22 protein-coding genes are annotated in these 26,657 nt (G+C 62.7%); 13 read left to right on the top strand and 9 right to left on the bottom strand.

Annotation, left to right across the window (positions count from 1 at the left end):
• Positions 1-130: 130 nt before the first annotated feature.
• From J5J06_14075 to mutY, 4 genes are all read right to left on the bottom strand, one after another.
• Positions 131-3,145, bottom strand: coding sequence for a S8 family serine peptidase (locus J5J06_14075; GenBank protein MCO6438217.1), 3,015 nt, complete (start codon positions 3,143-3,145; stop codon positions 131-133).
• Positions 3,146-3,438: 293 nt separating this feature from the next.
• Positions 3,439-3,954 carry an O-acetyl-ADP-ribose deacetylase gene (locus tag J5J06_14070; protein MCO6438216.1) on the bottom strand — a complete coding sequence of 172 codons (516 nt, stop codon included), beginning with the start codon at positions 3,952-3,954 and terminating at the stop codon, positions 3,439-3,441.
• Positions 3,941-5,113 carry a hypothetical protein gene (locus tag J5J06_14065; GenBank protein ID MCO6438215.1) on the bottom strand — a complete coding sequence of 391 codons (1,173 nt, stop codon included), beginning with the start codon at positions 5,111-5,113 and terminating at the stop codon, positions 3,941-3,943. Before J5J06_14065 ends, J5J06_14070 begins: the two co-directional genes overlap by 14 nt.
• A gap of 337 nt (positions 5,114-5,450) precedes the next feature.
• Entirely contained in the window at positions 5,451-6,533 is a 1,083-nt protein-coding gene (gene mutY / locus J5J06_14060) for an A/G-specific adenine glycosylase (GenBank protein MCO6438214.1), read from the bottom strand.
• 83 nt (positions 6,534-6,616) lie between these two features.
• Here mutY and J5J06_14055 point away from each other — a divergent pair, with 83 nt between their 5' ends.
• Positions 6,617-6,775, top strand: a complete 159-nt coding sequence (locus tag J5J06_14055) for a hypothetical protein (protein MCO6438213.1) — start codon at positions 6,617-6,619, stop codon at positions 6,773-6,775.
• 109 nt (positions 6,776-6,884) lie between these two features.
• On the opposite strand, the gene J5J06_14050 is transcribed toward J5J06_14055, so the two are convergent.
• Positions 6,885-7,553 carry a flavin reductase family protein gene (locus tag J5J06_14050; protein MCO6438212.1) on the bottom strand — a complete coding sequence of 223 codons (669 nt, stop codon included), beginning with the start codon at positions 7,551-7,553 and terminating at the stop codon, positions 6,885-6,887.
• Positions 7,554-7,619: 66 nt separating this feature from the next.
• Positions 7,620-10,040 (bottom strand): thioredoxin family protein, encoded by a 2,421-nt coding sequence (locus tag J5J06_14045; GenBank protein ID MCO6438211.1) that lies wholly within the window; start codon positions 10,038-10,040, stop codon positions 7,620-7,622.
• A gap of 840 nt (positions 10,041-10,880) precedes the next feature.
• Here J5J06_14045 and rny point away from each other — a divergent pair.
• The 4 genes from rny to J5J06_14025 all read left to right on the top strand — a co-directional run bounded on the left by rny (position 10,881) and on the right by J5J06_14025 (position 15,254).
• On the top strand, positions 10,881-12,476 hold the full coding sequence (gene rny, locus J5J06_14040; protein MCO6438210.1) for a ribonuclease Y: 1,596 nt from the start codon (positions 10,881-10,883) through the stop codon (positions 12,474-12,476).
• A 46-nt stretch (positions 12,477-12,522) separates the two neighbouring features.
• Positions 12,523-13,356 carry a TIGR00282 family metallophosphoesterase gene (locus J5J06_14035; GenBank protein ID MCO6438209.1) on the top strand — a complete coding sequence of 278 codons (834 nt, stop codon included), beginning with the start codon at positions 12,523-12,525 and terminating at the stop codon, positions 13,354-13,356.
• Positions 13,353-14,585 (top strand): tyrosine--tRNA ligase, encoded by a 1,233-nt coding sequence (locus tag J5J06_14030; protein MCO6438208.1) that lies wholly within the window; start codon positions 13,353-13,355, stop codon positions 14,583-14,585. Before J5J06_14035 ends, J5J06_14030 begins: the two co-directional genes overlap by 4 nt.
• Before the next feature lie 75 nt (positions 14,586-14,660).
• Positions 14,661-15,254, top strand: coding sequence for a hypothetical protein (locus J5J06_14025; protein MCO6438207.1), 594 nt, complete (start codon positions 14,661-14,663; stop codon positions 15,252-15,254).
• A 19-nt stretch (positions 15,255-15,273) separates the two neighbouring features.
• Here J5J06_14025 and J5J06_14020 read toward each other — a convergent pair whose 3' ends face one another.
• The 3 genes from J5J06_14020 to J5J06_14010 form a co-directional block, all read right to left on the bottom strand.
• Entirely contained in the window at positions 15,274-16,335 is a 1,062-nt protein-coding gene (locus J5J06_14020; protein ID MCO6438206.1) for a TlpA family protein disulfide reductase, read from the bottom strand.
• 29 nt (positions 16,336-16,364) lie between these two features.
• Positions 16,365-17,552, bottom strand: a complete 1,188-nt coding sequence (locus J5J06_14015; GenBank protein MCO6438205.1) for a pyridoxal phosphate-dependent aminotransferase — start codon at positions 17,550-17,552, stop codon at positions 16,365-16,367.
• 120 nt (positions 17,553-17,672) lie between these two features.
• A complete protein-coding gene (locus J5J06_14010) occupies positions 17,673-19,217 on the bottom strand; it encodes a hypothetical protein (GenBank protein ID MCO6438204.1) in 1,545 nt (514 codons plus the stop codon).
• A 266-nt stretch (positions 19,218-19,483) separates the two neighbouring features.
• On the opposite strand from J5J06_14010, the gene J5J06_14005 reads away from it, so the two are divergent.
• The 8 genes from J5J06_14005 (at position 19,484) to J5J06_13970 (ending at position 26,353) form a co-directional block, all read left to right on the top strand.
• The gene (locus J5J06_14005; GenBank protein ID MCO6438203.1) at positions 19,484-20,326 is read left to right on the top strand and encodes a hypothetical protein; all 843 of its coding nucleotides are present in this window, start codon (positions 19,484-19,486) and stop codon (positions 20,324-20,326) included.
• 167 nt (positions 20,327-20,493) lie between these two features.
• Positions 20,494-21,627 carry an L-threonine 3-dehydrogenase gene (gene tdh / locus J5J06_14000; protein ID MCO6438202.1) on the top strand — a complete coding sequence of 378 codons (1,134 nt, stop codon included), beginning with the start codon at positions 20,494-20,496 and terminating at the stop codon, positions 21,625-21,627.
• Between the two features lie 81 nt (positions 21,628-21,708).
• Positions 21,709-22,500, top strand: coding sequence for an SDR family oxidoreductase (locus J5J06_13995; protein MCO6438201.1), 792 nt, complete (start codon positions 21,709-21,711; stop codon positions 22,498-22,500).
• A gap of 9 nt (positions 22,501-22,509) precedes the next feature.
• A complete protein-coding gene (locus J5J06_13990) occupies positions 22,510-23,961 on the top strand; it encodes an aldehyde dehydrogenase (GenBank protein ID MCO6438200.1) in 1,452 nt (483 codons plus the stop codon).
• A 136-nt stretch (positions 23,962-24,097) separates the two neighbouring features.
• Positions 24,098-24,688, top strand: coding sequence for a hypothetical protein (locus J5J06_13985; GenBank protein MCO6438199.1), 591 nt, complete (start codon positions 24,098-24,100; stop codon positions 24,686-24,688).
• A complete protein-coding gene (locus J5J06_13980; GenBank protein ID MCO6438198.1) occupies positions 24,685-25,314 on the top strand; it encodes a hypothetical protein in 630 nt (209 codons plus the stop codon). Before J5J06_13985 ends, J5J06_13980 begins: the two co-directional genes overlap by 4 nt.
• Positions 25,311-25,748: a hypothetical protein gene (locus J5J06_13975; GenBank protein MCO6438197.1), complete on the top strand. Its 438-nt coding sequence runs from the start codon at positions 25,311-25,313 to the stop codon at positions 25,746-25,748. The genes J5J06_13980 and J5J06_13975 overlap by 4 nt, the downstream gene beginning before the upstream one ends.
• The gene (locus tag J5J06_13970; protein MCO6438196.1) at positions 25,745-26,353 is read left to right on the top strand and encodes a hypothetical protein; all 609 of its coding nucleotides are present in this window, start codon (positions 25,745-25,747) and stop codon (positions 26,351-26,353) included. The genes J5J06_13975 and J5J06_13970 overlap by 4 nt, the downstream gene beginning before the upstream one ends.
• Positions 26,354-26,657: the final 304 nt, after the last annotated feature.

Here is a 26,657-nt window from a genome sequence, read left to right as displayed (position 1 = left end):
CTGGATGGCAGTATGACGGCGCGCGGCCCGGCAGGCAAACCTTGCGGGGGCGGTCGGCTCGGATGCGCGCAATCCGCGCGCCTAGGAAAGGCACACGGAATTGCAGCAGAACGGGTAGCGCTGCCCGGCCCTAGCGCCGCCTTCGACGACGCATGCCCAGCAGCGTAAACGAAATCACGAACAGCGGCAGCATTCCCATGGCCGCACACGGATTCACCGAACCGCCCGGTCCTTCCGGAGTCGTTCCATCCAGCGGCGGAGGCTCGATCGGACCGGTGCCCGAGCCGGGCAGGATGGTGATGGTCCGCGAGACACTCGTCGTGAGCGTGGTACCGCCGGTTGTAACCGTGTTGACCGTGGCCGTGACAGGTAGCCGCAATGCGTTATCTGTGGCATTGACGTACGTGTGGCTGACGAAAAGGCTGTTGGCCGTGGTTCCGTCACCAAGGTCCCAGCGCACGGACTGCAACGTTCCGACGAGCCCGGAGGTATCCACGCTCAATTGCACGGTGAAAGGAGAGGTTCCGGAATCTACGTCGGACCCGACCGTTCCGGGTATGCTGATGATGATGGAGGCTTCCCCTGCCTGACCGGAATCGTCCCCGCCGCCCGAACCCTCCACGCGAATGGCCGCCTGGGCAAAGCCGGCTCGACCCTCCGTGTCCTGCATGGTCAGGCGGGCGATGAACGTTCTCGTCTGCCCGGCCGGTACGACGTAGGTGTAGGACGTATTACGAGATGTTGAATCGATGGCCACCGAATCCGTCGTGTCGAAATCCCAGGCGGTCTTGGTCGAATCAATGGGCACCGCGCTGGTCGCATTCCCAGCGAACCGTACCGTAAGCGGTGACGTTCCAGAAAGCGGTGTGGCTTCAATGGACACCCGCGGAGCAGAAACGGGAACACCGCCGCCGCCGCCCCCACCGCCCGTGGTCTCACCAAGAATGAATCCCGGGTCGAGGATGTTGCCTTCCGAATCCACCTTGACGCCGTGGGAGTACCGTCCAAGCGAGTTGCGTGCATAGATGCCGAAATAGCGTGTGCCGGCCGGCGTGAGGAAGCCCACGCACTTATCCGCACCCGCCTCGCACAGCGATTCTGAACCGTCGCAGGAAAGCGCGCAGCCCACGGCAATTACGGAAACGCCAGTGGGAAGCGTCTGGAGTACAGCCCCGCTGCAACCTAGCTGTTGATCGTCGTAGCAGACACCGTCGACCGGAAACTCATCCGCATCGAAAGTGAAAGGACTGTCGCTGGCGACCACGAGAAAGTCCTCGGTCGACGCCCGAGGCTGAGGGGGTGCGTCCGGATCATCCGGTTCGAAATCCTCTTCCTGGTACCGAAATTCGAGTTGACTGCCGTTCTGGGTAAACCGCAATTCACCTGCCCCGACCCGGAAGTTGCCCGGAGGATAAGGCCAGGTCAGACCATTCCCGGAGGCGGCCTGCAGGGCCGCTTCGGCGGCGCGCTGGGCGTTGATGCGGCCGAAGCCGTAGCGCAGGCTGCGCTTGGTGATGGGATCGTACCCGGCATCCTCCGGGCTGACCCGATCACACGTATGCTCGAGGATCTGCCGGACATCGGTGGCGGTGAGGTCGGGATTGACGGACAGGATGAGGCCCGCCGTACCGGCGGCAATCGGACATGCCGCGGAAGTGCCGGAGAAATTGCCGGTGTACAATCCGGTCGGCTCGATTTCCGGTTCCCCGGTGAATTGGTCGAAGCCGCCGACGTTGTACCCGTCGTCAACGTAGCCGGCATTGTCATTGTTGTCCGTCGTGGCGATCAGGCCGTCGTCATCCGCACCCGGAGCCAGCACATCGATATTGCGACCGAAGTTGCTGTAGCTGGTAATCTGGTCGAAGATGTTGGACGCACCGATACCGATGACCGTGTTGAGTGACGCCAGATCGTCATTCGCGTCCAGTTCGATACCGTCATTGCCCGCCGCAAAGACAAGCACCATGCCCCTCGGCAGATTCGGGCCGTCCTCATCCAGATCGCGACCGTCTCTGAAGGCCAGATCGATCGCTTCCACGATGATCGCCGGAGCGGGAAAACCGGGAAAGAAGCCCCAGCTGTTGATATGGACGTCCACTTTCTGCTGGCGCGCGAAATTGTACGCCCCGGCTATGTCTGCATCGTCGATGAAATCATTCAAACCCCGCGAAGCCGTGAACTGTGAGAGATAAGCGACGCCGCGAACGCCGATCGTATTGGCCCGGGCCGCGGCGAGTCCCATTACGGCCGTTCCATGCTCGTCACCGATCGACTTGGGACGCGGATCGTCGGATCCCGGCGCCGACGAAGGCAGCGCCAGGTCCTGCCCCACGCCGATGTATCCGCCGCGCAGATCGGGATGATCCACGTCACAGGAATCGTCGAATATGCCGAAGAGCACGTCCAGGCCGGTGGACGTGTTCCAAGCTTCGGGCGCGTTGATGTCGGCACCAGCAAGCCCGCCCCGCTGACCGCGGTTGTCCAGATGCCACTGAAAACTGTAAAGCGGATCGGAAATGGCGATTTGATGGGTCCGTATGGGTGTACGGAAATTCGGCTGTGACCACACAATCCGCGAATCAATCGCCATGTCGGCCGCGCGAGTCACCTCATCCTCGTCATGATCGATCGGGCTGACGACGTAGACATCGCTAAGACCTTCGACGGGGCGCACGACCGCCAGGCGATAATCGGTCCAGAGCTTGTTCCGCTCCTCTTCGGAGAGATCGGCGGCCACACGAACGTTGATGGTACCCGTAGAGACCAGGGGAAGATCGCCCTGCATTGTTCGAAATATCGGATGAACCTCGATGATTCCCGGTTGGGCCTTCGCGGCGCTCATCCGCGCCTTGGCCGGCCCGTTGGTGCGTAAGCGCTTGACGGGAGCGAACGGGGCGTGGTCGAAGTCCTCGATCACGCCGATGTCCTCCGTTGCCAGCGTGCGGCTCATCGCTGCGACGGGCTTCCCTTCGGAAACGATAACGGCCAACTCCGTCTCCGACCGGACCAGCGGCGTGCGGCTGCCGTCGGGCTGGACGATGTAGTGATCCTGAGCGAGCGCGCTCCGGGCCGCAAAGGCGACCAGCGCAACAGTCAGGAGTGAAAGGAATTGTGTTGAACGGGATACTGGGTGTTTCCGTCGCATGTTGCATTCACCTACCATCAGGAATCGGACTCGCGGGCCGGCACGGAACTTCCGGGCGATTCAATCGGGGTGTGCCAGACGGGGCAGCGCACCGGCTGGACGCGACGCCGCGGAACGCCGTCAGGGCCGCCGCGGCGGCTGCTCACCTGCACGTCCCGGACCTATGCCGAGCGGCTTGGCCCGGTTTCGAGGGTCGAGTGCCGAACTCGGCCCTCACCGGAGCATTCTTCGGGGATCGAAATGCCCTGTCAAGCGGCGATCCCGGACCGCTTCGCGGCTTCAGCGCACGCCGCCTAGGTCTGGATTTCGCGGATCGAGGCTGTCCAGGCGTCGTAAGCGGGGTCATCGAACATGACCCAGCGAACCAGCTTGGGCGAGTCGAATTGAGCCTGATCATCAAGTACCGCGCGAAGCGAGACCTTGGCCGCCTCCGCCATCGGATACCCGTAAACACCGCAACTGATTGCGGGGAACGCCACTGTCGCGCACCCGTATTCACGGGCCAGCGCCAGGGACGAGCGATAACATCCGGCGAGCAGACCCCGTTCGCCCGATCCTCCGCCCCGCCAGATGGGACCGACGGTATGAATCACGAACCGCGCGGGAAGCCGGTACGCCTTGGTGATTCGAGCCTCACCCGTCGGACAACCGCCGATGCCCCGACACTCGACGAGGAGTTCCGGACCAGCGGCGCGGTGAATCGCACCGTCGACACCCCCGCCGCCGGCCAGTCGCTCGTTGGCGGCGTTGACGATTGCGTCCACCTCCTGGCGGGTAATATCGCCACGAACAATCTCAATGCGGTTCATACGCAGGCTCCCGGGGATCGCTGTTATTCGGGCGTGGAGAGAAAGCACAGGAACGATCGACGTGCAGTACCATGGCCCCGTCAATTAATCCGAACCGCCGGTGCTCGAGGTATCCCAGGACCAGCCCGGCCGGCAAGTCGCGATGGCGCTGCCGATGGGCCTGGCGAAAGGCGCGCCGCGCCGGCGAGCCCAGGAGCGACCACGCCAACCGCTGCCCGATCGTCTTGGCGGACAACAGTGAGACTCTGACACCGGACGCCGCACCTTCTGAATACAGAGGTCGTTGAACTGCTCCAGCCTCACGAAAACCGTCCAGCAGCCGGCGCCAGTCCTGGATCGTACGGTCCGGCACGTCGGCCTCCGGAAAAACATGACGCCGAGCGAGCATGCACGCGACCACGCCGCTCCACCCGCCCGGCAGGTCGATCCCCGCGAAATACTTTCCGTGGGCGCGGAAAAAACGGCGATCGCGATGGGTCGCAAGCCGGCGGGCGGTTCGAAGTCGAAGGCGCTGTATCTGAACCGCCCATCGCTTTAAATCGTCATTCCTCTTCCACGTGGCGTCGGAAACCCCTCGCATTCGAAGGTACTCTTTGAGGAATCGAAGGCGCTGCGAACGCGTCGCCACCCGGTGAAAAAACTGGTCGAGTTGCGCCAGGCTTCGCACCGCCTCCCGGTCGGAAACGGCGCGTGCAAGGAACCTAACGGGATGGACGTCGGCGTAGAGGCAGCCCGGACCCCCCGCTACGCCCCGTACAAGGATATTCCGAGCATGACCGTCCAGATGGAGGAATCCGCGGTCGTGACTTCGGGCAAGCAGCTCGGCCGATGCCGAAGTCAACTTCCGAGTCGTCACGTTAGGTACAGCCGGCGTTGCATTCTCCGCAATTAGAGTCATCCAGAAATCGGCAAGCGAACTTGCGTCGGGCACGCCCTCCGTGATCAAGATGGAGCGCCCCGAAGATTGCTGCACCGCCAGCGCAACGGGCCGTATCGTGGGGATGCCGCGATCTGCAGCGCGCTCAAACGCCGCCCACTCGCGCGCGGCGACTTTCGGGACCTCCCGGCCGGCCCATGCCGCCCACCGGCGACGAACGCTCGCCATCAAGCGGGCCGAACCCGATCGACCGGCGCGCTCGAATGCCTTTGCGTAGAGCACCTGGCCCCGGACATCCACGCGCCACGTGGACCGTCCGTCACCGGTCTTGATACACTTTGCGAACGCACAAGACGGGAGTTCGAACCAGTCTACATCATCCAACGCGAACCCGGCCGCTTGCTTAGCAAGATGCCATCGAATATGCGCATCTCCCTCAACAGTGTTCCGCAACTTCGAGCGAGGAACTTCGGACTTTGCCGGAGTATTCATCCGAGTGGTGCCGGTCGGGGCGGAAGTGGAACGAACGTTCATCGTGCAGCGTCAGCAGCCAGCGCATCCAGATCGCGAGAACGTGTGGATTGTAAGGCAGCCTCGACAGCTGCTCCAGTAGCGTGCGTCACGATCGAGACAATGCCGCATGAATCCGCCGGTGGGCGGTGGAAACGGGCAGGCGCTCAAATTGTGCGGGCGAAACCCACCGAAATTGGGTCATACGGTTGCCGGATTCCGACGGCGCCGCCGAGCAAACGTCGCAGCGAAATACCTCGAAGTCGAGCGCGCGGTGCGTGAGCTGATGCCGCACGTGAAGCGGGGAATGAATGAAACTCGGCTCGATCCCCAGCGCGTGCAACAACTCCCTCAGCGAATCGATACCCGTGCCTCCCTCCCGACACTCCCGGGATGGAAACTCCCACAATCCCGACCAGAGTCCGCCGCGGGGCCGGCGCCGGACCAGCATCCGGCCCCCGGACTGAATCGCCGCCACGGATACCGATACGTGTGGAGCGGCTTTCCGCTTTGCCCGCCGAGGCCATTGCTCGGGTGATCCCTCCGTCGCGGCAACGCACGCCGAACGAAGCGGGCACCGGGGGCAATCCGGCCGGCGCGGCCTGCAGACGGCACTTCCCAGATCCATCCACGCCTGGTTGAAGTCGCCCGGCCGTCGTGGTGAGAGAAGTGCCATCGAAATGGCACGAACGGCATCGCGCCCGGCAGGTGCTTTAGGATCGTCCTCCAGCGCGAAGAGCCGACAGATGATCCTCGCGACGTTGCCATCCACGGCCGCCGCCCGCTCATGAAATGCGATCGAGCTGATTGCCGCCGCAGTATATTCTCCGACGCCGGGCAGCTCACGCAGCTCGGCTGCGCTCGTCGGGACGCCGCGTCCCTCGCTTCGCAGTTGGCGCACGGCATCGTGCAGGTGCATGACACGCCGGTAATAGCCGAGACCCTCCCAGTGCTTGAGCACCGTCTGATGTCCGGCCCGGGCGAGCCTGTCCGCGTCGGGAAAACGTGCCATGAAACGCTCGTAGTAGGGAATCACCGTTTCCACGCGCGTCTGCTGGAGCATGATTTCCGCGACCCACTGGGCGTAGGCATCCTTCGCGCGGCGTCGCCAGGGGAGATCGCGGCGCTCGCGATCGTACCAGGCCAGCAAGCGGCGGCGGATCCGCTGGATCTGCCGCCTGTCATGCGGCACTGGAGTGTCGTTGGTACGAATCGGGCGCTCGCCAACCGTCATTTGCGATTCAGAATCTGGCCGCACTGCGAGCAGTAGCGAGCGTGGGAAGGATTGATCTCCTGGCAACGACGGCACCTGCGACCTCCGCGGCGCGGCGAGCTCAGCAGGAAGGCGATGACGCCGATCGCGATGAGCAGCAGGATATGTTCCTGTCGCAGTCCGAAGAGGGCAAGAATCAGCGTGGACGACATGGCCGGTAGCGGCGCCCCTGATCAGGAAGTAGATCCACGTCGGAGGAACATGCCCGTCCCGTGGAAGCGCGACGAGTATAGCGCCGCACCCGACGCGAGACAAATAGGCCGATCAATCCTATTCAAAGCGGCGTTCGGCGACCGTCGAGCGGTGATTGGCCGTGGGCTTCGGTATGGCGATGCGGTCGCGGATGGTGCAGTAGTCGTCGCCGCCGAGCCGGCCGAGAAGATCGAGCAGTCCGGCGTCCGCCGTGTCGTCCGGAAGGGCTACGTCCTCTGCAAGGTGAAAGCACAGGACTTCGCCGATGCAGATGTTGGCGGACAGCGGACCGTCCCCCACCGGCACGATCTGCACCAGGCGACACTCGAGATGGACCGGGGATTCGGCCGCGCGCGGCGGTCGGACGTATTTCGATGGAAGCGGCGTGAATCCCGCGGCCTCGAATTCGTCCTCCTCCGGCGGATAGGCGAACGACGCCTGGTTCATCGCCTCGCGGATCGCGTGGGGCACGACGTTGACCACGAACTCCGGAACCGCGCGAAGATTGATCAGCGTATCCTTGGACGTTCCGTCCGCCTTCGTGCAGGGCGAGAAGATGACCGCCGGCGGATTCGAACCGACGGCGTTGAAGAACGAGAACGGGGCCAGATTGGGAATCCCGTCAGCCGAGACGGTGGAGACAAACGCAATCGGCCGCGGAAGCACGCAGGAGAGAAGCGTGCGAAAGTTATCCCGGCGCTGGCGCTCGGCCGAAATCAGCGTGCGATAGGACTCGTAGGACTTCATGCGTCTGGCCGTGAAAGAATTGTTCGAGCAGTGTTGTTCCGCAAATGACCGCCAGGACCGCACCTTTTACGTATCGCAATCAGGAGCTGACGCCAGGAGAACCCGCGACGGCCCCGCCTTCTCCAGCGACTGGATGACGGCCGACTTGCTCAGCGCCGTCGGAAGGACGGTGGGATTCTCCGGTTTGCCCGGCTCGTAAATGAGGTTCAACGGAACCGCGGCCGCTCCGTGACGGTGCAGCTCATCGGCGATATCAGGATCCTGGAAGGAGAAGTCGGCCTGGAACGGAATGACGTCCAGGGTCCGCATCTTGTTCCGCACTTCGGAAGTCTCGATAGCCAACTTCTTGTTGACCTTGCACTGCGTGCAATAGGCTGCCGTGAAATCGACAAAGACCGTCTTGCCCGCGCACACCGCATCGTGAACGGCATCCCTTGACCACCGACGCCACGGAACACCCTCTGCCCAGTCCTCCCCCGCGGCGTAGCGCGCCTCGAGCTGTGCCTGCTGGCGGGCCATCGCTTCGCCAATCGGGTAGATCCACCCGTAGATCGTTCCACCGGTCAGCACGACGACCAGCAGAGCCAGTGCCCGGAGGGAAAGGCGACGACCTTCCGACATGGTCAGGTTGACCTGGCCCCAGATCCAGCAGGCCAGGGCCACGCCGATGAGAAACACGATGGTCCACTGGCTCCCCGCGGCACCGAGCTGCGTGACCAGCGGGTTGATCAGCCAGATAACCATGGCCAGAAGCAGGAAGCCCATGATCCGCTCGAAGGTGATCATCCACTGTCCGGGTTTCGGCAGGAAGCTCAGCCAGCGCGGATTGAATCCCAGGAGCACATAGGGCGCCGCCATGCCCAGCCCCATTACCAGGAACGCCAGCATGGCAATGCCGCGCGGTTGCAGCACCGCCCAGCCGTAGGCGGCGGCCATGAATGGCCCTGTGCATGCGAAACCCAGGACGGGAGCCAGGATCCCCTTGCCGAATGAAGCGACAATCCCCTCCTGCTGCAGACGGGCGTCGAGCGAAGTGGCCGCGGACGGCGGCTGGAGCGTCCACACGCCGAGGAGACTCAAAGCCAGTGCCATCACCACGGCACCGAGCGCAATCACCGCCACGGGATACTGGAGGATGTTGGTTCCGGCAACGGCAAGCAATCCCAGCACCACGAAGAACAGCACGGCACCCGCACCGAACGACAGACCCAATACAGCGGTCCGCGCCCGCGATTCGTGCGCCTGCTGCACGAACCCCAGCACTTTGATCGAGAGCAGCGGCAGGACGCATGGCGTCAGGTTGATGGCCAAACCGTAAAGGAAACAGCCGAACAGCAGTCCGGGAAGTCCCAGTCGTCGCAGCCAGTCGGTCAGACTCGCCGTTTCGGAATCGCCTGCGGCGGGTGCCCCCTGTGCCGTCTCGGCCTCCCCCGTCGGCCCTTGCGCGCCGACGACGTTCCCATCGGGTACCGCGGGGGCAACGGAATCGCCCCCGTGGGCGACCACGGCATGATCCGGGCTGAAGGGGTGCGAGAATTCGACGGCTTCGGGAGGGAAGCAGTTGCCGGTCTCATTACACGCCTGGTATTTGAGGACGCCGCCGAAGCGAATCGGCTCGACGGTCGGCGCCTCGTATACCTTGGCCGGCACGCGGACGGTCAGCTTCCCGGCAAACTCGGCCACTTTCCCGATTACGGGCAACTCCCGCGTCTTGTGCGGGGGGAACTCAGGCTGGCCGAATCCGATTCCGGCAACCGGCTCGATGAACGCCTCGGTCGCCACGAAAGCCGGGTTGAGCGGCGCGTTTGACTGAATGTGGAACTGCGGCTTGATGTCGATATTGAGCAGAAGATCAAAATCATCGCCGGGATTGAATCCGCCCTTTGACAACGCGAGAGAAACATCGAGGAACCGGCTGGTCTCCTTGGGGAGCGCACGACGTGCCGACGCGAAGACATCCTCGTGGGACGGCACCGGCTCACCTCCCGCAGACGCGACGGGCAACGTCAGCTCAACACTGACCTGCTCTCGGAGGCAGGATGTATTGCAGATCAGGTATCGTACATCGCCCGCGATTCGAACCGAGTCGGCGCGAACATCGGAAGACGGGACCACGCCGGCAAGCAGCACAGGCGTCCCTTCCAGGATGTTGGTAACGATGTCCCCGCCGGACACATGCCGCTTGGGTACCGGAAATCTCAACTCGCCGACCGAGAAACCGGACGGCATCGACCAGTCGACCCGTGGAGGCAGTCCGGAGTCGCCCGCGTTGATCCAGTAGATGTGCCAATGATCGTTGATCTCGAATCGGAGGCCCAGATCAAATGGCTCACCCGGAACGACTTCCGCCACCGACGCCAACAGGTCGATCCGGGCGTGGCGCTCGTCTTCCTGATCCGTCTGAGCCCGCACCAGACTGCCCGAGTACAGGACAACGGCAAGCACCGCCCAAAGGCGTAGAAACCGCGTGATCATCGCGCTGACCATGAAACCTCCGCTTCTCGAGTTCCGTTGAGGGCTGGGCCCCTCGACACATTCTGTTTGCTTTTTGATGCTCCCGGCTCGGCGATTGTAACACAACCCGGCCGTCACAAGGCTTACGCTGTGAGGCGGCGAGAAGTTCCCGGCCTGTGGATGCTCGAGTGTACGCGCGGATGGCAAGCGTTGCCTCGCCCTGTCTCGAACAGTTGCGCTGCCGTGAAGATGACCAAGGACCGATCGTCCGTTTTCGGGCGCATTGGCCGCAAAGCCGAGGAGCATCAATTGACACGTATTAAGCTGACCTTATAATCGCGACAGCTTTTTGTGCGTGCTTTGTATTAAAGCGTGGATGTATTGACTGCGCCTGCGTATTCGTTGCGCCAGGCTTTTAACATAGATGTTCAAGTCCGTTGCAGGAGACAGGATTGGACGAGCCTGCCGCAGGGCAGGCAGCGCGAAGGATGATCGGCTCCCGGGCCGCGAGGCATTTTCGGGCGCGTCACTTCTGATGGCGGTTCTGCATCCGAGGCGATTCGCTTTGCAAGCTAGATCGGGGCGTGTGATTTCCAGATTTGAAAGACAATATGGCTGGCGAAACCACGACATGCTTTCAGTCTCGGTAGTTTCTCATGCCATTCTTGCGGAGTCGATCCGCCGCCCCAGCCCGTAGGCTCCCGGCTCGCATGGGCCTAGACCATCCTCTGCAGCTCGAATGAGGCGACTCCGTGGCTTCATCGGGCGCTGCTTGTCTGTTCCCGCAACCGATTTGAGCAACAGTCAGTCCCGGTCGGGTCGGAAGGAACCGTGCCAGACTTGGGACGCCGCTTGGGTTCGCGGGATCATTCCATGACCAATACCCTCATTCTGGCTGCGATCCGCGATCAACTCGCCAGCTATCCCGGGGGGCTTATTGCCGGCTCGGCGATCGGCGTCCTGGTGGGCTTCTTCTTCATCCGCTGGATGTCCCGTTCGAAGCTGGAGGACGCCCAGCGCGAAGTCGAGCGCCGCTTGAACGAAGCCGCCACCGAGGCCGAAGTGCTCAAGCGCACGGCCGAGGTCGAAGCCAAGGCCGAGTTGCTCCGAGGCCAGGAGCAACTCCGGCACGAGGCGGACCAGATGCGGTCCGAGTTCAAGGAAACGGAAAAGCGCCTTGCGAAACGCGAGGACAATCTTGAAGCCAAACTTGATACACTGGAGATCAAGGAAAAGAACCTCGAACAGGCCCAATCGCGCCTGGAGGAGCGCTCCGGCCAACTGGAGAAACGCGAGGAGGAGATTACAAGCCTGATCGCCCAGCGGCGGGAGCAGTTGCTGAAGGTCTCGGGCCTGTCGTTGGAAGAAGCCAGACGACAGGTTCTCGAGGACCTGAGCCGCGAGCTCGACCAGGAAGCGGCAGAGCTGATCGACCGTACGCTGTCGGCAGCCCGCGACGAAGCGTTTTCGCGCTCTCGGGAGATTACGCTGACCGCCATCCAGCGCTACGCGGCCGAGCACACCTGCGACAGCGTGGTGTCGAGCGTCGAGATTCCTTCGGACGACATGAAGGGCCGGGTCATCGGGCGTGAGGGCCGCAACATCCGGGCGTTTGAGAAATCGACGGGCGTGGACGTGATCGTTGACGACACACCGGGGCTGGTACTGGTCAGCGCGTTCGATCCCGTGCGCCGGGAGATCGCGCGGCGTTCACTGGAGCGCCTGATCCAGGACGGGCGCATCCATCCCGGGCGCATCGAGGAACTTGTCGAGCAGACGAAAAAGGAAGTCGAGGAGGAGTGCCTGGAGATCGGCAAGAAGGCCTCGATCGAGTCAAACGTCGGTGGGCTGCATCGCAAGCAGCTCGATCTACTGGGTCGCCTTCGCTATCGCACGAGCTACGGCCAGAACGTCCTCCAGCATAGCATCGAGGTGGCATACCTCTGCCAGGTCATCGCAGATGAATTGGGGCTTGACGGTCGGCTGGCACGACGCTGCGGGCTACTCCACGACATCGGCAAAGCCATCGATCATGACATGGAGGGCAGCCATCCGAAGGTGGGCGCCGACTTCTGCCGCAAATTCAATGAGCGGCCGGAAGTGTTGAACGCCATCGAAGCACACCACGCGGACATCCCCGCGACCAGTCCGTACACCGTAATCGTGATGGCCGCGGACGCGATCAGTGCGGCGCGACCCGGCGGGCGGCGCGAGTCGCTGGAGCGTTATATCCAGCGGTTGCAGCAGCTCGAGGAGATCGCCAAGGCTCCGCCCGGGGTGAAGGAAGCGTACGCTATTCAGGCAGGGCGGGAGATACGGGTCATCGTGGATGCAAAGCGTGTCGATGACGCCGTCGCGGCCAAGATTGCGCATGACGTGGCACATGAAATCGAGGCGAAGATGACCTATCCCGGCGAGATCAAGGTCACCGTGTTGCGCGAAGTTCGCGCGGTCTCCACGGCGAGATAGCCGGTAGCGCCTGCTCACCGCAGGCGCATTGACGGGCGGCACGACCATGGCGTCACTTTCCATCTTGTGCGTAGGGGACGTGGTCGGCGCGCCCGGTCGATCCATTCTGCGCGAGGGACTGAAGCTCATCCGATCCCGGCAACGCATCGACTGCGTGGTGGTCAATGCGGAAAACGTCGCCGGAGGCTCCGGACTGACTGCCCCGCTTTATCAGAAACTCGTAAACTACGGCGTTGACTTGATCACGCTCGGCGATCACATCTTCCGGCGGAAGGATGTGCTTCCGGTGCTGGAGCAGTCAGACCGGATTGCACGGCCGGCCAATCTTCCCGAGGCGGCCCCAGGGCAGATGTTTGCGATTCACGAAACGAACAACGGACAGCGGATCGCCGTGATTTCGCTTCTGGGGCGGCTGTTCATGCGGCTGATCGGCAATTGCCCATTCGCCGCGGTGGACCGCGTGCTCGAGATGCTGCCGGACGGGCTTGCCGCCATCCTGGTCGACGTGCACGCCGAGGCGACGGGAGAGAAGGTCGCGCTGGGGTGGCATCTCGACGGGCGGGTTACTGCGGTGTTCGGGACGCACACGCACATCCCCACGGCCGATGAAACGATTCTCCCCAAGGGCACCGCCTATGTTACGGATCTGGGCATGTGCGGGCCCTACGACTCGATCCTGGGGCGAAAGAAGGAAGCGATTTTGTCCACGATGATCACGAGCGTCCCCGAGCGGTTCGACGTGGCCGAGGGCGACGCACGACTCTGCGGCGTGATCGTCAATGTCGACCCGGCAACGAAGCATGCCACGTCGATCGAGCGCGTACGGATCAACCAGACGGACGTGTCCACGAGCGGATATACGGAGGATTCGGACAAATGAGCCACGCCGTCGACGAGCAGCAATTGCAGGCGCTCCTGCGCGGCGTGGACCACACCTACACGGTGGAGGAGCTTCGCGAGCGGCTGAAGACCGGGAAGCAACTGCGCGTCAAGCTGGGCATGGACCCGACAGCGCCGGACCTCACGCTGGGGCACACGGTCGTGCTTCGCAAGCTCCGCCAATTCCAGGACGCGGGTCACAAGGCGATCCTGATCATCGGGGATTACACGGCGATGATCGGCGACCCCACGGGCCGGTCAAAGACGCGTCCCATGCTTACACCGGAGGAGTCGGAGGCCAACGCCCAGACCTATCTGCAACAGGCCGGCAAGGTGCTCGATCTTTCGCCTGACCGGCTCGAAGTACGACACAACAGCGAGTGGCTTGCGCCGATGCGCGTCGCGGACGTGATTCGCCTGATGAGCCAGATGACCGTGGCGCGGATGCTGGAGCGGGACACGTTCGCCACGCGGCAGGCGGAAGCGAAAGAGATCTACCTGCACGAACTGCTCTATCCGCTCATGCAGGGCCGAGACAGCGTGGCCATCGAATCGGACGTGGAACTGGGCGGAACGGACCAGACGTTCAACAACCTGTGCGGCCGCGATCTCCAGCGAAACGCGGGGCAGCCGCCGCAGATCGTCATGGTCATGCCCCTGCTCGTGGGTATCGACGGCAAGAACAAGATGAGCAAATCGCTGGGCAACTACGTGGGCGTGACGGACCCGCCCGGCGAGATGTTCGGGAAGATCATGCGCGTGCCGGATGAGCTCATGCGGAACTATTTGGAGCTACTCACGGATGCGCCGTCCGAGGAAATCGCCCGTCTGGTTGATCCGGCGCAGTGCAATCCGCGCGACAGTAAGGAGGTGCTGGCGCGGATGCTGATTGCCCAATACCACTCGGTGGAGGCAGCGGAGGCCGCCGCGGAGGAATTCCGCCGGGTGCATGGCGGCGGCGGAGGAGGCGGGCTGCCCGATGATATTCCCGACGTGAACGTACCTGCTTCGCTGCTGGCTGAAGGACGTGTAAATCCCGTCGATCTGATCATGCATTGTCAGTTGGAAAAGAGCCGCAGTGAAGCTCGGCGGACCATAGCCGAGCGGGGCTATCGCCTGAATGGCAGCATCGTCGAAGATGCGAACACGCCGGTGGATATTCCCGACGGAGCGATTCTTCAGCGCGGAAAGAGGAAATTCGTGCGGTTGCGGATCGTTCCAACTGGGTGAGACATGCATCGCCGTGACATCGTTCGAGGACCGCGAAATCGCCGAGTAATCCGCCAATCTTGATATGTCAACGTCGTGAATACTCCCCTCCCGCCACTTTCCGACCCCCACGCCTACATCGGCCTGTTCGTCTACGACTTCGGTTCGCATGTTTCGGTGGGATACACGGCCGGGGAGATCCGCCTGTTGCGGGAATGCGAAGCCCACCGAGGGGGCACCGCGTACCAGATCTATCGCGTGGATGAATGCGGACGGATTGAGCTTCGCGGCGTGACGGACGAGCGGCTGGCGGCGCGGGAGGCCATGTGCTTTCTGCGCGGCGACGGTATTGCGGCGCGGGCGGATTACGATCGGCTCTGCCGCGCAGCGGAAGAACGCCCGTTGCCCTGCCCGGCCGAGGGGATTCTCGGGCGGATCTATGAATGGGAGCCGCCGCACGTTACGGCCGTGGTGTATCCGGCGTCGGCATCCCATCAGGTTTCAGGATGGCTGGGAGAGGTGAAGTACGGCGGCGGTGACGATGTACTGGGCGGGATGGACGTTTGCCGTCAACTGCTGGCGGCGTCGGCGCTGTGGATCGGCCGCAAGCCGCTACCTGGAAAACTCGACTACGCAGACCGGACGATAGAGGACATTCTCAATACCGTACGAAACACCGTTCAGCGCTGAGAAGCTGGTGAAGCCGGCTCTACGGTTTTTCCGATTGCCGTAACTGCTCGCACTGCATGTAGAAGTTGAGGGCCTGTTCAGCCGGTTCGCGAAATGGACCGTTCGCTGTCTCCAGCGCTGCCTTTTGCACCTCGATGGCCTTGTCGAGGTCGGCAATCTGGTACAACGCGAGGGCGTACGTGGAGGCGGCGACAATGTCCTTGCCTCCGGTGGCGTCGTAGGCAGCTTTGCCGGCCTCCAGGGCCAGGTCGGGCAGGCGCGTTGCGAAGTTGGGATCGGAACAAAGCGCCCGCGCGAGGTTCTGCATCGCCAAGGCGTTCTCACGATTGTCGTCGATGTGCGTTCTCACCCATCGGCGGAAATCGTCACGGTCGCGTTTTCCGCTGACGTAGACCTGCATCATCCAGTCCAGCGCTTCGACGTTGGCCGGATCGAGCTTGAGTATTCCGACGAGGGCATCCCACACACGGGACCACTGCTCGTACTCGGTATACATGTACACTTCCTGGAAGCGCCGATTGACGTCCTCGGCGACGCGCGCCTGGCGCAGCGCGGTGTCAATGTCGTACGTCCCGGCGATGACCTGAGCCAGGACGCGATCGAGTTCAGGATCCAGCGGGCTGCCCTGCCAGTAGACGCGGCGGTCCTTGCCCACGACGAAGGCATGGGGAATGCCGATGGCCCCGGCCGCATCCATGTAGGCAGCGTAGGTCTTGTCGTTATCATCGATGGCGACGGTGTAGCCCATCGCGTCGCCCTGTTGCTTGACGAATTCGCGGATATCGCCCTTGCTATTGCGCTCATCGACCTTGGTGACGCCGATGATGTCGAGGTCTTTCCCGTACTTCTTCTGGAGATCGGTGAGAAGCGGAACGCTGATCTTGCACGGCGGGCACCAGGTCGCCCAGAACTCAACGACATGAACGCGCTTGTCGGCGTCCTTACTCAAGTCGACCTTTTCTCCCTTGACCCACTCGGCAATCTTGAGATCCGGCGCCTGGCTCCCCACGTCAAGAGCCTGCGCCGAAGCCGAAGGGAGAATCATGGCCGACAAAACGGCTATCGAAAGAACACTTCTCATCGTTTTTCTCTCTTGGGGACGCCGGCGACCTAGATGTTCACGCCGGCTCCGACGGTTCGCCCGCTGCCCAGTTTCTTCAAGCGGCGACAGGCTTCCTCCAACTCTTCAATTTTCTTGGCATAACAGAAACGCAACTGATTCTCACCGTCGGCCGGGTTTCGATAGAAAGCGCGCCCCGGCACGGTAGCGACGCCGACTTCCTCCAGGATCGATTCCGTCGCGGCGGTGGCGTCCGCCCAGCGCCCCGGCTCAAACGCCGCGAGCATGTAATAGCTGCCCTGCGGAACAAACGGCGAGAAGCCGATGCCCTGAAGGGTGTTCACGAGCAGCTCACGCTTGGCGAGGTAATCCGCGCGCATCTGCGTGTAATAATCTTCGCCCAGTTGCATGCCGGCCACGATGCCGTGCTGAAGCGGCGCCGGCGTGCAGATGTAAAGCAGATCGCTGACCACGGCCATGCGGTCGATAACCGCAGCAGGTCCCACGGCATACCCTACCCGCCAGCCGGTGACGGCATAGGTCTTGGAAGCTCCGCTGAGTGTGATGGTTCGCGGTCGGGCCTGCGGGTAGCGAGCGACGCTGATGTGCTCCACGTCATAGGTGATGTATTCGTAAATCTCGTCCGTGACGATCCAGGCGTTATGTCGGCCGGCGAGCTCGGCGATTTCCAGGAGCTCCATTTCTGAAAAGACCTTGCCGGTGGGGTTGCCGGGCGTGGTCACGACGACCATGCGCGTCTTGTCGCTGAATGCCTCGCGGAGATGCCGGGAATCGTAGCGCCAGTCGGGCGGCGCCAGGTCCACGTAGCGGACCTTCACGCCAAAAAGCTCCAGCAGGTGGACGTGGTAGCTGTAGTACGGTGAAAACACGACACATTCGTCGCCGGGATTCAGCGTCGAAAGAGCCGCGCACGCGAACGCCCCGGCCGATCCCACCGTGACCAGCACTTCCGACTCGGGATCGCAGGAGACCCCGTTAAACGAGGCCATCTTGCGGGCGATGACCTGGCGGAGTTCGGCGATCCCCCGCAAATTGGTATAGGCGGCATGGTCGGCGTCGATGGCGTGATGAGCAGCTTGCTTTACGGCGCCCGGGGCGGGTTGGTCACAGACACCCTGCGAGAGGTTCACGCCTTTGCGAGCGGCACAGATGGCCGAGAAACGGCGGATGTCCGATTGGCGAATCGTTCGAACGCGGTCGGCGATGGGTTGATGCAACGTGAGACTCCCCAATGGGTTACATGCTCGGCCCGCGGAAAGCCGAATGCGTGGCAAAAGAAGAGTATAGATTCAAGACGGCGGTGCTTCAATTCAGTGCCGAGTGAACAGGCGACGGCGTCAGTTTGGACCGTCCAGCGTGAGTTCCCCGAAATCGACGAGGTCAAGTTCCCCGTCCGCAGTGGCGTCGAAAATGCGGCAGCAGATCGGCGCTTCCTCCAGCGGAATCCCGAGGTAGCAATTCTGAAATGCGGCAACGTCGGCGAGATCGACCCGCCCGGTTCGGTTGTAGTCGGCGAGGACGGTGCCGCGGCCGGCAATGGGATAGTGATACCCGAGATCAACCTGCGATTCGTCTGACGCCTCATTTGGCGCCGTCGTTCGATCAGAAAGCCCCAGCACCTGCGCCGTGTCGCTGCCCGCGTTCACGCACGGGCTCGGCGGGATGACCTCAATGTCGCCAGGGTCAAGGTAATAGCAACCTTCGGGGCCGGGCAGAAATCGCGGGTCGTCGCCGAAACTCTCGACGCCGCTGAACGTTCCGGACCACCCCTCGACACAGGAATAGTCCACGATGGGATCGAACACACTCCCGGCGGCGGTCGGGCGGCGCGACGCGTCGGGAAAGACCTGGGCGAATTCGGTCCGGCCGAGGATCCCTTCGTTGGCCCAGGCAATGGAGTTCAGGAGCCTGGCCGACGCTTCGTAGGTGTAGATCCCGCCACTTTCAGCATTGGACGACGTGTTTTCGACGACAGTGCTGGACTGAAGGTCAAAATCGCGGGCAACGCTGTGGATGGCACCCCCCTCCCCGGCGGCGTGATTGGATGCCAGCAGGGTGTTGAAAATGCCGGGGGCCTTGACATTGTCATTAACGCGGCCCAGGAGATAAAGTGCTCCGCCGTCCCCCGTGGCTTCGTTACCCAGTACGGTGCAGTCCTCGAGGCGCGTGGCCGAGACAAGTCCGGTATCCATCACGGCGCCGCCGAGGATCGCTTTGTTCTTCTCAAACGTGCAATTGCCGAACGTCGCCCGGCATCCATCAAGGTAGATCGCGCCGCCGAAGTAGGCGAGGTTGTCGACGAATGTCGCATGAAAGAACGTCGGCGCCGCGTTCACGCAGAGAATGCCGCCCCCTTCTGCGGATCGCTGCCCGCAATCGTTCGCGTTGGCGTTTCCGCCGCTGATAGTGACGTACTCGAGGCGATGCCCGCCACCGGTATCGTCCATCACGGTGACAACGTGACAGGTGTTGTCCAGCTTGCCACTCAAGCCGATATGATCGTTGTTGCCGAGATCGCCGCTGAGAACTGTGGGATGGGCGGACGGATCGAATGCGTCCGGATCAGGGGCGCCGCAGCCGGCGTAGCCGCCACGAATCGTCACCGGAGACAGCAGTGCGAAGGTCGCCGCCCGGGGTACTTCGAGACCGGCGGGCGAGGGGACGTAGACGCCACCGGCTACGAGTATCGTGGTGTCCACCTGATTGGCGGCAATCAGAGCTTCGTTGAGATCGATGTAGGCCGAGCACCAGGTCGAGCCATCATGGACGGGACCGGCAGCGTTGATATCCACATAGATGGTCGTCGCGGCGGTCGCAGTAAGCGGGCTTGCCAGGCTCGCGATTGCCAAGCCGAGGATTGCCCGGCGGAATAACGATGACATAGACCGACCTCCCGATCCCCGGGGCGACTCGAATTCCGGCAGTCGCAACTCTTGTCCGTATCACTTTTGTTGGATGGCCCCGAAACCATGCTACCGGATTCAGCATTGCAGGATCAAGGGGCGCCAGCCCTCATCCGTTCGATTCGCAACGAGCTTGAGAATGCCCACTTCCCGCCGTAGCATTTGCGGTAGCTGGCGCAGGAAATCGGCAAGGCGGGCGTGTTTTCCGACTTGCCCTGACCATTTTGACCGCGAGACCTCCATCCATGATGAATTCCAACCCGCAACAGTTTTGTCTTTCGCGATGCCTCGCGTTGATGGTCCTGTTGGCCGGAGCGGGTCCCATCGCGAATGCGCAGGTATCGGATTCGAGCAATGCAGAAGCGCAGTCGGACAAGGAAGTTGATCGCATACTGACTTCCCTGGAAAAGGCCAGTGACGACCTCCGGAGCATCCGATGCCAGGTCCGCTTCGAGGAAGAGGACCGCGTGAATTTGACCGTGCGAAAGAAGATAGGAAACGTGCAGTTCCTTTTCACCGACGACAATCCCAAGTTCCTTGTCCACTTTGAGAAGTCTGAGGTGGACGGAATTGCCGGGAAGCAGGAGTGGTACCTTTTTGACGGTCGATGGCTCTACCAGGCCGTGGAGCGTTTGGAACAGGTGACAAAGCAGGAATATGCGCGACCCGGGGAGACACTGGACCTTTTCGACCTCGAGACGGCACCGTTCCCTTTGCCGTTCGGCCAACGCAAGGAAGCGATCCTCAAGAACTTCGAGGTGCGATTGGAAGTTCCGGCCAAGGGCGATCCGCCGAACACGGACCACCTTGTGTGCGTGCCGCGCGAGGAGAGCCGCCTTTCCCGGGAGTACGATCGGCTCGACTTTTTCGTACTCCGGGACATTCACCTTCCCGTACGGATCGTGGCGAACCATAAGGGGGGCTACGAAACCAGCCGGGCGGACTTCCCCGATTTGTCGCCCGCGTCGCTCAACGTCGGTCTCTCCGCGAAGGACTTCGAGCCGCTCAAGGCGTGGAGCAAGTACAAGCTCGTGGTCGAACCGCTGGAACCGGCCGGTGGGCCCAAAAACGCAGACGGCGGTCGATAGGAATTCGCCGCCGACGGGCGCCGTCGGCCTCCGGGAGGTACTCCGCCTGACGCGGGGCGTCCCGGAGTGGAACGGAACGTGTAGCGATTCGTCCATCGGAGTAATACGCCGCCGGGCTCCACGGCGGACGGATCGATACCGTTCCACATGGCCAGGAAAGATCTTCCATGAGCAAGATGATGCGTGCCATCCGCAAGACGAAGCCCGCCAAGGGGCTCGAGGTGGTCGATGTGCCCGTGCCCACGCCGGGACCGGACGACGTCATGGTCTACGTGGAGGCGGCAAGCTTCTGCGGAACGGACGTGCACATCTGGAAATGGGACGAATGGTCGGCCCGCCGGATCAAGACGCCGTTGACCACCGGGCACGAATTCTGCGGGACCATCGTCGCCGTGGGCGAACGCGTTCAGCATGCCGAGGTCGGCGACTTCGTTTCCGCGGAATCGCACGTCACCTGCGGCATGTGTTACCAGTGTCGCACGGGCCAGCCGCACCTCTGCCCGAATACGCAGATTCTCGGCGTGGATCGCGACGGGGCATTTGCTCACTATGTCGTGGTTCCCGAGAAGGTCATCTGGCGCACGGACCGCGAGAAGCTTCCGCCGGAAATCGCGACGCTCCAGGAACCATTCGGTAACGCCGTCTTCTCCACGATGAACCAGGATCTTTCCGGCGAGTCGGTGGCCGTGCTGGGTTGCGGACCGATCGGGCTCTTCACCGTGGGCATCGCGAAGGCCGTCGGCGCCAAGGCCATCTTCGCGTCCGACGTTCACCCCATGCGGTTGAATCTCGCAACGCAGATGGGCGCCGCGGCCGTGTTCGACGCCGGCAAGCTCGGCGAGAACATCGTCGGTGAGATCGTCAAGGCCAACCGGGGTTACGGCGTCGACGTCGTTCTGGAAATGAGCGGGGCGCCCTCGGCCATCACCACCGCATTCCGCATCGTCCGCAACGGTGGCACGGTGATCCTGTTCGGTATTCCCGCCAAGCCGGTGGAAATTGACGTCGCCGAGAACATGATCTTCAAGAACCTCTCCGTGCGGGCGCTCAACGGGCGGCAGATCTTCGGCACGTGGTACAAGACGCGCTGGCTGCTCGAAGACGGGCTTGTCGATCTCCGCCCGCTCATCACGAAGACCATCGCGTTCGAGGAAATCAACGACTCGATGGAGCTCCTTAGCCGGGGCGACGCCTGCAAGATCGTGCTCCTGCCCAACGGCGGGAGGCCGGCCGACATCCCCGCTCAACAGCGACGCCGCGAGCCGGATCCCAACATTACCGCCGAGCCCGTACACCGCTAAGACCGCGGCTGCCCGGTGTTCCCGCGAAATTGCCGTTCCCTGCCCAGCGCTGTATGGTCCTGAGCAGGAAAGGACGGCAATATCATGTTCGATTTGAAAGATAAACGGGCGTTGATCGGCGGCGCGTCGCAAGGGATTGGGCGGGCCTGCGCAGAGGAACTCGCTCGCTGCGGTGCGAGCGTCACACTCCTGGCGCGCAATGAGTCCGCCTTGCAGGAGGCGGTCACATCACTGCCGAGAGACGCGGGTCAGAAGCACGATTTCCTGGCGGTGGACTTCGCCGACCGGGCGTCACTTCGCCGCGGCGTGGAGCGGCTTCTCCAAAGCGGGAGGACGTATCACATCCTGGTGAACAACACGGGTGGTCCACCATCGGGGCCGATCGTCGATGCCGAAGAGCAGACCTTCGTCTCCGCGTTCGCCAATCACGTGCTCTGCAACCAGATGCTCGTACAACTGCTCCTCTCAGGCATGAAGGCCGAAAATTACGGGCGGATCATCAACATCATCTCCTCGTCCGTGCTCATGCCCATTCGCGGACTGGGCGTATCCAATACCACCCGCGGCGCCGTGGCCAACTGGGGTCGCACCATGGCCGGTGAACTCGCCCCCTTCGGCATCACCGTCAACAACGTCCTGCCGGGCTACGTAGATACCGCCCGCCTGCACTCCTTGTTCGAGAAGAAGGCCCAACGAGAGGAGAGCACGCCGGACGTCGTGCAGCGAACCGTCATCGGTACGATTCCCATGGGACGCCTGGCAACGCCAAACGAACTCGGAACCGTGGTGGCGTTTCTCGCTTCGCCCGCGGCGTCGTATGTTACCGGCGTCAATCTCCCGGTGGACGGCGGACGCACGGCCGTGCAGTGGTGATTGAGCACCATGAACCGCATTCTGAACTACATCGGCGGCGAGCTGATCGAACCGGCAAGCGGCGCGTACCTCGACAACGTCGAACCGGCGACCGGGCAAGTCTATTCTCAGGTGCCAGACAGCGACGAGCACGACGTTGAAGAAGCCGTCGCCGCCGCAGAGAACGCGTTCCCCGCTTGGTCGACCATGTCCACCGCGGAACGATCGCGCATCCTCGTGAAAATCGCCGATCTCATCGACGCCAACCTCGAAGAACTCGCCCGCGCCGAGACCATCGATAACGGCAAGCCTCTGTGGCTCTCACGGGCCGTGGAAATTCCCCGCGCCGCCGCCAACATGCGCTTCTTTGCCACGGCCATTCTGCACACGCGCTCCGAGTGCCACCTCACCGATTCGGTCGCCCTGAACTACACCCTCCGCAAACCGCGCGGCGTCTGCGGATTGATCTCCCCGTGGAACCTGCCGCTGTACCTGTTTACGTGGAAAATCGCTCCGGCGATTTCCGTGGGCAACACGGCCGTGGCCAAGCCGTCGGAAGTCACCCCCATGACGGCCTACCTGTTTTCCAAGCTGTGCATCGAGGCGGGCCTGCCGCCGGGCGTGCTCAATGTCGTGCACGGATTGGGCGCGAAGGTCGGCGCGGCTATCGTCAAACATCCCACGACGACCACGCTCTCCTTCACCGGCGGGACCGTCACGGGGCGGGAAATCGCCCGCGTCGCCAACCCCATGTTCAAGAAGGTCGCTTTGGAGATGGGCGGCAAGAACCCCAACATCGTCTTCGCCGACGCCCCGGAAGAGGCCGTGGCGGAAAGCGTGCGCGCGGCATTCACGAACCAGGGGCAGGTCTGCCTGTGTGGATCGCGCGTGTTCGTTGAGCGCCCGATCTACGATCGTTTCGTCGAGCGCTTCGTCGAGGAGACCCGCAAGCTCAAGGTCGGCGATCCGCTCGAGCCGGACACCAGGCAGGGCGCCGTCGTCTCCCGCGTCCACCTCGAGAAGATCACGTCCTACGTGCAGCTCGCCCGCGAGGAAGGCGGCACGATTCTCTGCGGCGGCGGCCGCCCCGCCACGCTCAGCCGTCGCTGCGAGGACGGCTTCTTCCTCGAACCCACCGTCATCGTCGATCTGCCCGTGGACTGTCGCACCAACCGCGAGGAAATCTTCGGCCCGGTCGTCAGCATCACGCCGTTCGACACCGAGGACGAAGTCATCGCCTGCGCCAACGGCACGGACTACGGCCTCTCCGCCACGGTCTGGACCCGCGACCTGAATCGGGCCCATCGCGTGGCCGACCGCATCCAGTCCGGCACGGTCTGGGTCAACTGCTGGCTGCTGCGCGACCTTCGCGTGCCCTTCGGGGGAATGAAGCAGAGCGGCGTCGGCCGGGAAGGCGGCGACGAGGCCCTGCGCTTCTTCACCGAGGCGAAAAACGTGTGCGTGAAGATGCAAGCGGGCTGATTCCGGCCGATTCCCGCATCAATCGGCGAATTCCGACGGTAGAATAGGTGGCTGCCATGGTGTGGATTTCACGCGGCTTGCGTATCCACGGGGGCGAATAGTGTCGCTGCATGTCGGACGATGGTTGCAGAGGACAGTGATTTATTCACTAACGCTGGCGGCCCTGCTCGCCGGTACCCTGGGCGTGCTGAGCTACCTGCCGGCGTCGCTTACGCCCGATCCTCGATGGCAGCACAACAGCGAAACGCTTCTGGGCCTGTGCGCCCGTTCCTTTAGTGGCAACGGCCTGTTACTTCTATTGCTGCCCAAGCAAGGCGGTTGGAGCCAGTTCGCCGCTGCCGTTGACAGTGGGCGTCTGCGGGTCTCTGGCGAGCGCATCGTTGCAGACACGACACCAACGTACTCGCGCAGCCTTGACCTCCTGGGATTCCACGCGGCCGTGCGAATCGCCGATCCGCCGCCGGTACATTGTGGCGTCGGCTTCAGTGCACTTTCACCCAACAAGCAGAAACGGGACCGAGCGCGGAAATGGCGGCTCGACTTGGCATGTCCCGCATTGTTCCCGTTTGCGATTCTGGCACCCTACCCGGCATTCTTCTTCTGGAAAACCCGTCGTTCCCGCCGTCGTCGCCGCCTCGGCCTGTGCCTCAAGTGCGGCTACGACCTCCGCGCCACGCCGGACCGCTGCCCCGAGTGCGGGAGGGAGGTCGAAAGGACGTGGCCATGATGCGCGCATTCAGACGATGGTCATGGCGTATTCTGGTCGTCGTAGCGACGCTATGGGCGTTGCTCGTCGCCGGAGTGGGAGCGCTGGGCTATGGGGCTGGTGAGCCGTTTGAGTGGTATTTGAGCACCCCCAACGCAGCCTTTGTCGTAACGTACTACGCCCCTCGGACCTGGACGGCAGCACAAAATGCCCTGCAGTACCAGATATTTCGCGAGTCGTTGGCCCGCCGCCTCGGTACGGCGCCTTCACAAAGACCCATCGAAAGCGCAAGCGCGTCTATTCGAATAGACAGCTTCTCGCACGCTGTCGCGTTCAGCGTAACAACTCCGACGGTCGCACCTGTGAGGCCGCGAAATTACTACACGAGCCGTAGCTGGCGCGTGGCCATCGCGCAAATATCGCAGAACCAATCATGGTCGGCCAGGGTGGTGCTGGAATTCCCAGCCTGGATGTGTTTCATTATTTCGGCAGTCCTGCTCCTGCCTCTCAGTTCTGTGCCGGTCAGCCTCTGCCGCACCCGCCGCCGTCGCCGCCTCGGCCTGTGCGTCAAATGCGGGTACGACCTCCGCGCTACGCCGAACCGCTGCCCCGAGTGCGGGAGGGAGGTCGAGGGAGCCAGGCCGTGACTCGTAGAAAGACAATACGAATCCGGCGCGGCGCATGGCTCTTTTGCCTCGCGGCAATCGGCATGTGGGTCATAGCAGGGTTCGATCGCGAGTTGCACGTGACCGCCCAGGCATCACAGGTTCAGTTCGTGGGTGGGGGAATCGTCATCCTCGATCAGAGTTTGACGCAGAAACTGCCCTACGGCGGGTACGGAATGACGTCATCCCGAGCCTTCATGCCTTGGCAATTCGGGCTGCTCCCACGTCGGTTGCCCCCGGGGATTTGGTTGCCCCTTTGGCCAATGGCGGCAATCGGCTTCGCCATTGGCCTTCTGATGCTCGTGCTTCCGCGCGGAGTCGAACCCGGCCACTGCAAATGCGGCTACAACCTCACCGGCAACGTCAGCGGCCGCTGTCCCGAGTGTGGTCGGGAGGTTGATGGAGCCGAGCCATGATGGGTAACGTCGGGCGATGGCTCAACATGACGTTAGCCGGGCTTACGGCGCTGGCGCTCCTTGTCGCAGCCATCCTGTGCGTTGTTGCGTACCTGCCGCACGGGGCCAAGAAGGTCATGAACGACCCGAACCCAAAAGAACGCGTGACTACGCGATTCGTCTTCACCTATCAGCGAAGCAATTTCTTCGGACTGTCGACATTTTCAGTACATTGGCGCGGCCCCAGCCCCGAGCCGGGCGTGGCGCTCGTCAGCGGTAACGGAAGAGTCTCGCTTCACCTGCACTACGTGGTTCCGTCCGCAACGACCGACCTCTACCGCGGCACCGGAATGTGGGGCTTTCGCATGAGCCGAAGCATCTCAAACGGCCTGGCGTTCGGCTCGGCGACGGTGGGCAGGAAACTGGGAACGCTGAACGTCTACTGCCCCGCGTGGTTCCCCGTTGCGGTCCTCGCGCCTTACCCGCTCGCCGCCCTGTGGAGGAGACTGCGCACCCGGCGCCGTCGCCGCCTCGGCCTGTGCCTCAAGTGCGGCTACGACCTCCGCGCCACACCGAACCGCTGCCCCGAGTGCGGGAGGGAGGTGAAGAATGCACAAGAGCGCTGAGCCCATCGGGCTCATTACGAAGCCCTGGCGATTAGCTATTGTCGCGCGTCGCTGCAGCCCGAATGACGCCATATCCTTGGCTGCCTGGATGTCGGCGTTAATGAGCGGAGCATTGCTCTCTGCATTTGTACTTGCCCCGTTTTGCGTTGAAAACGGCGGCTCACCGGTCGGCTTCTTCTTAGAAACTATCTCAAATTAGCCAGTCGCCATGATCGACGATACCACAGCAGAAGGCACGCCAGTTGAATCAAGCCGAGGTAGTTGTGCGCCTTTTTGTTGTAGCGGACGAGAATCGCGCGGCAAC

Source organism: Phycisphaerae bacterium, assembly GCA_024102815.1.
Taxonomy (GTDB): Bacteria; Planctomycetota; Phycisphaerae; order UBA1845; family UBA1845; genus JAGFJJ01.
The sequence above is the reverse complement of the archived record's forward strand: the minus strand, read 5'-3'. Positions and strand labels throughout refer to the sequence as shown.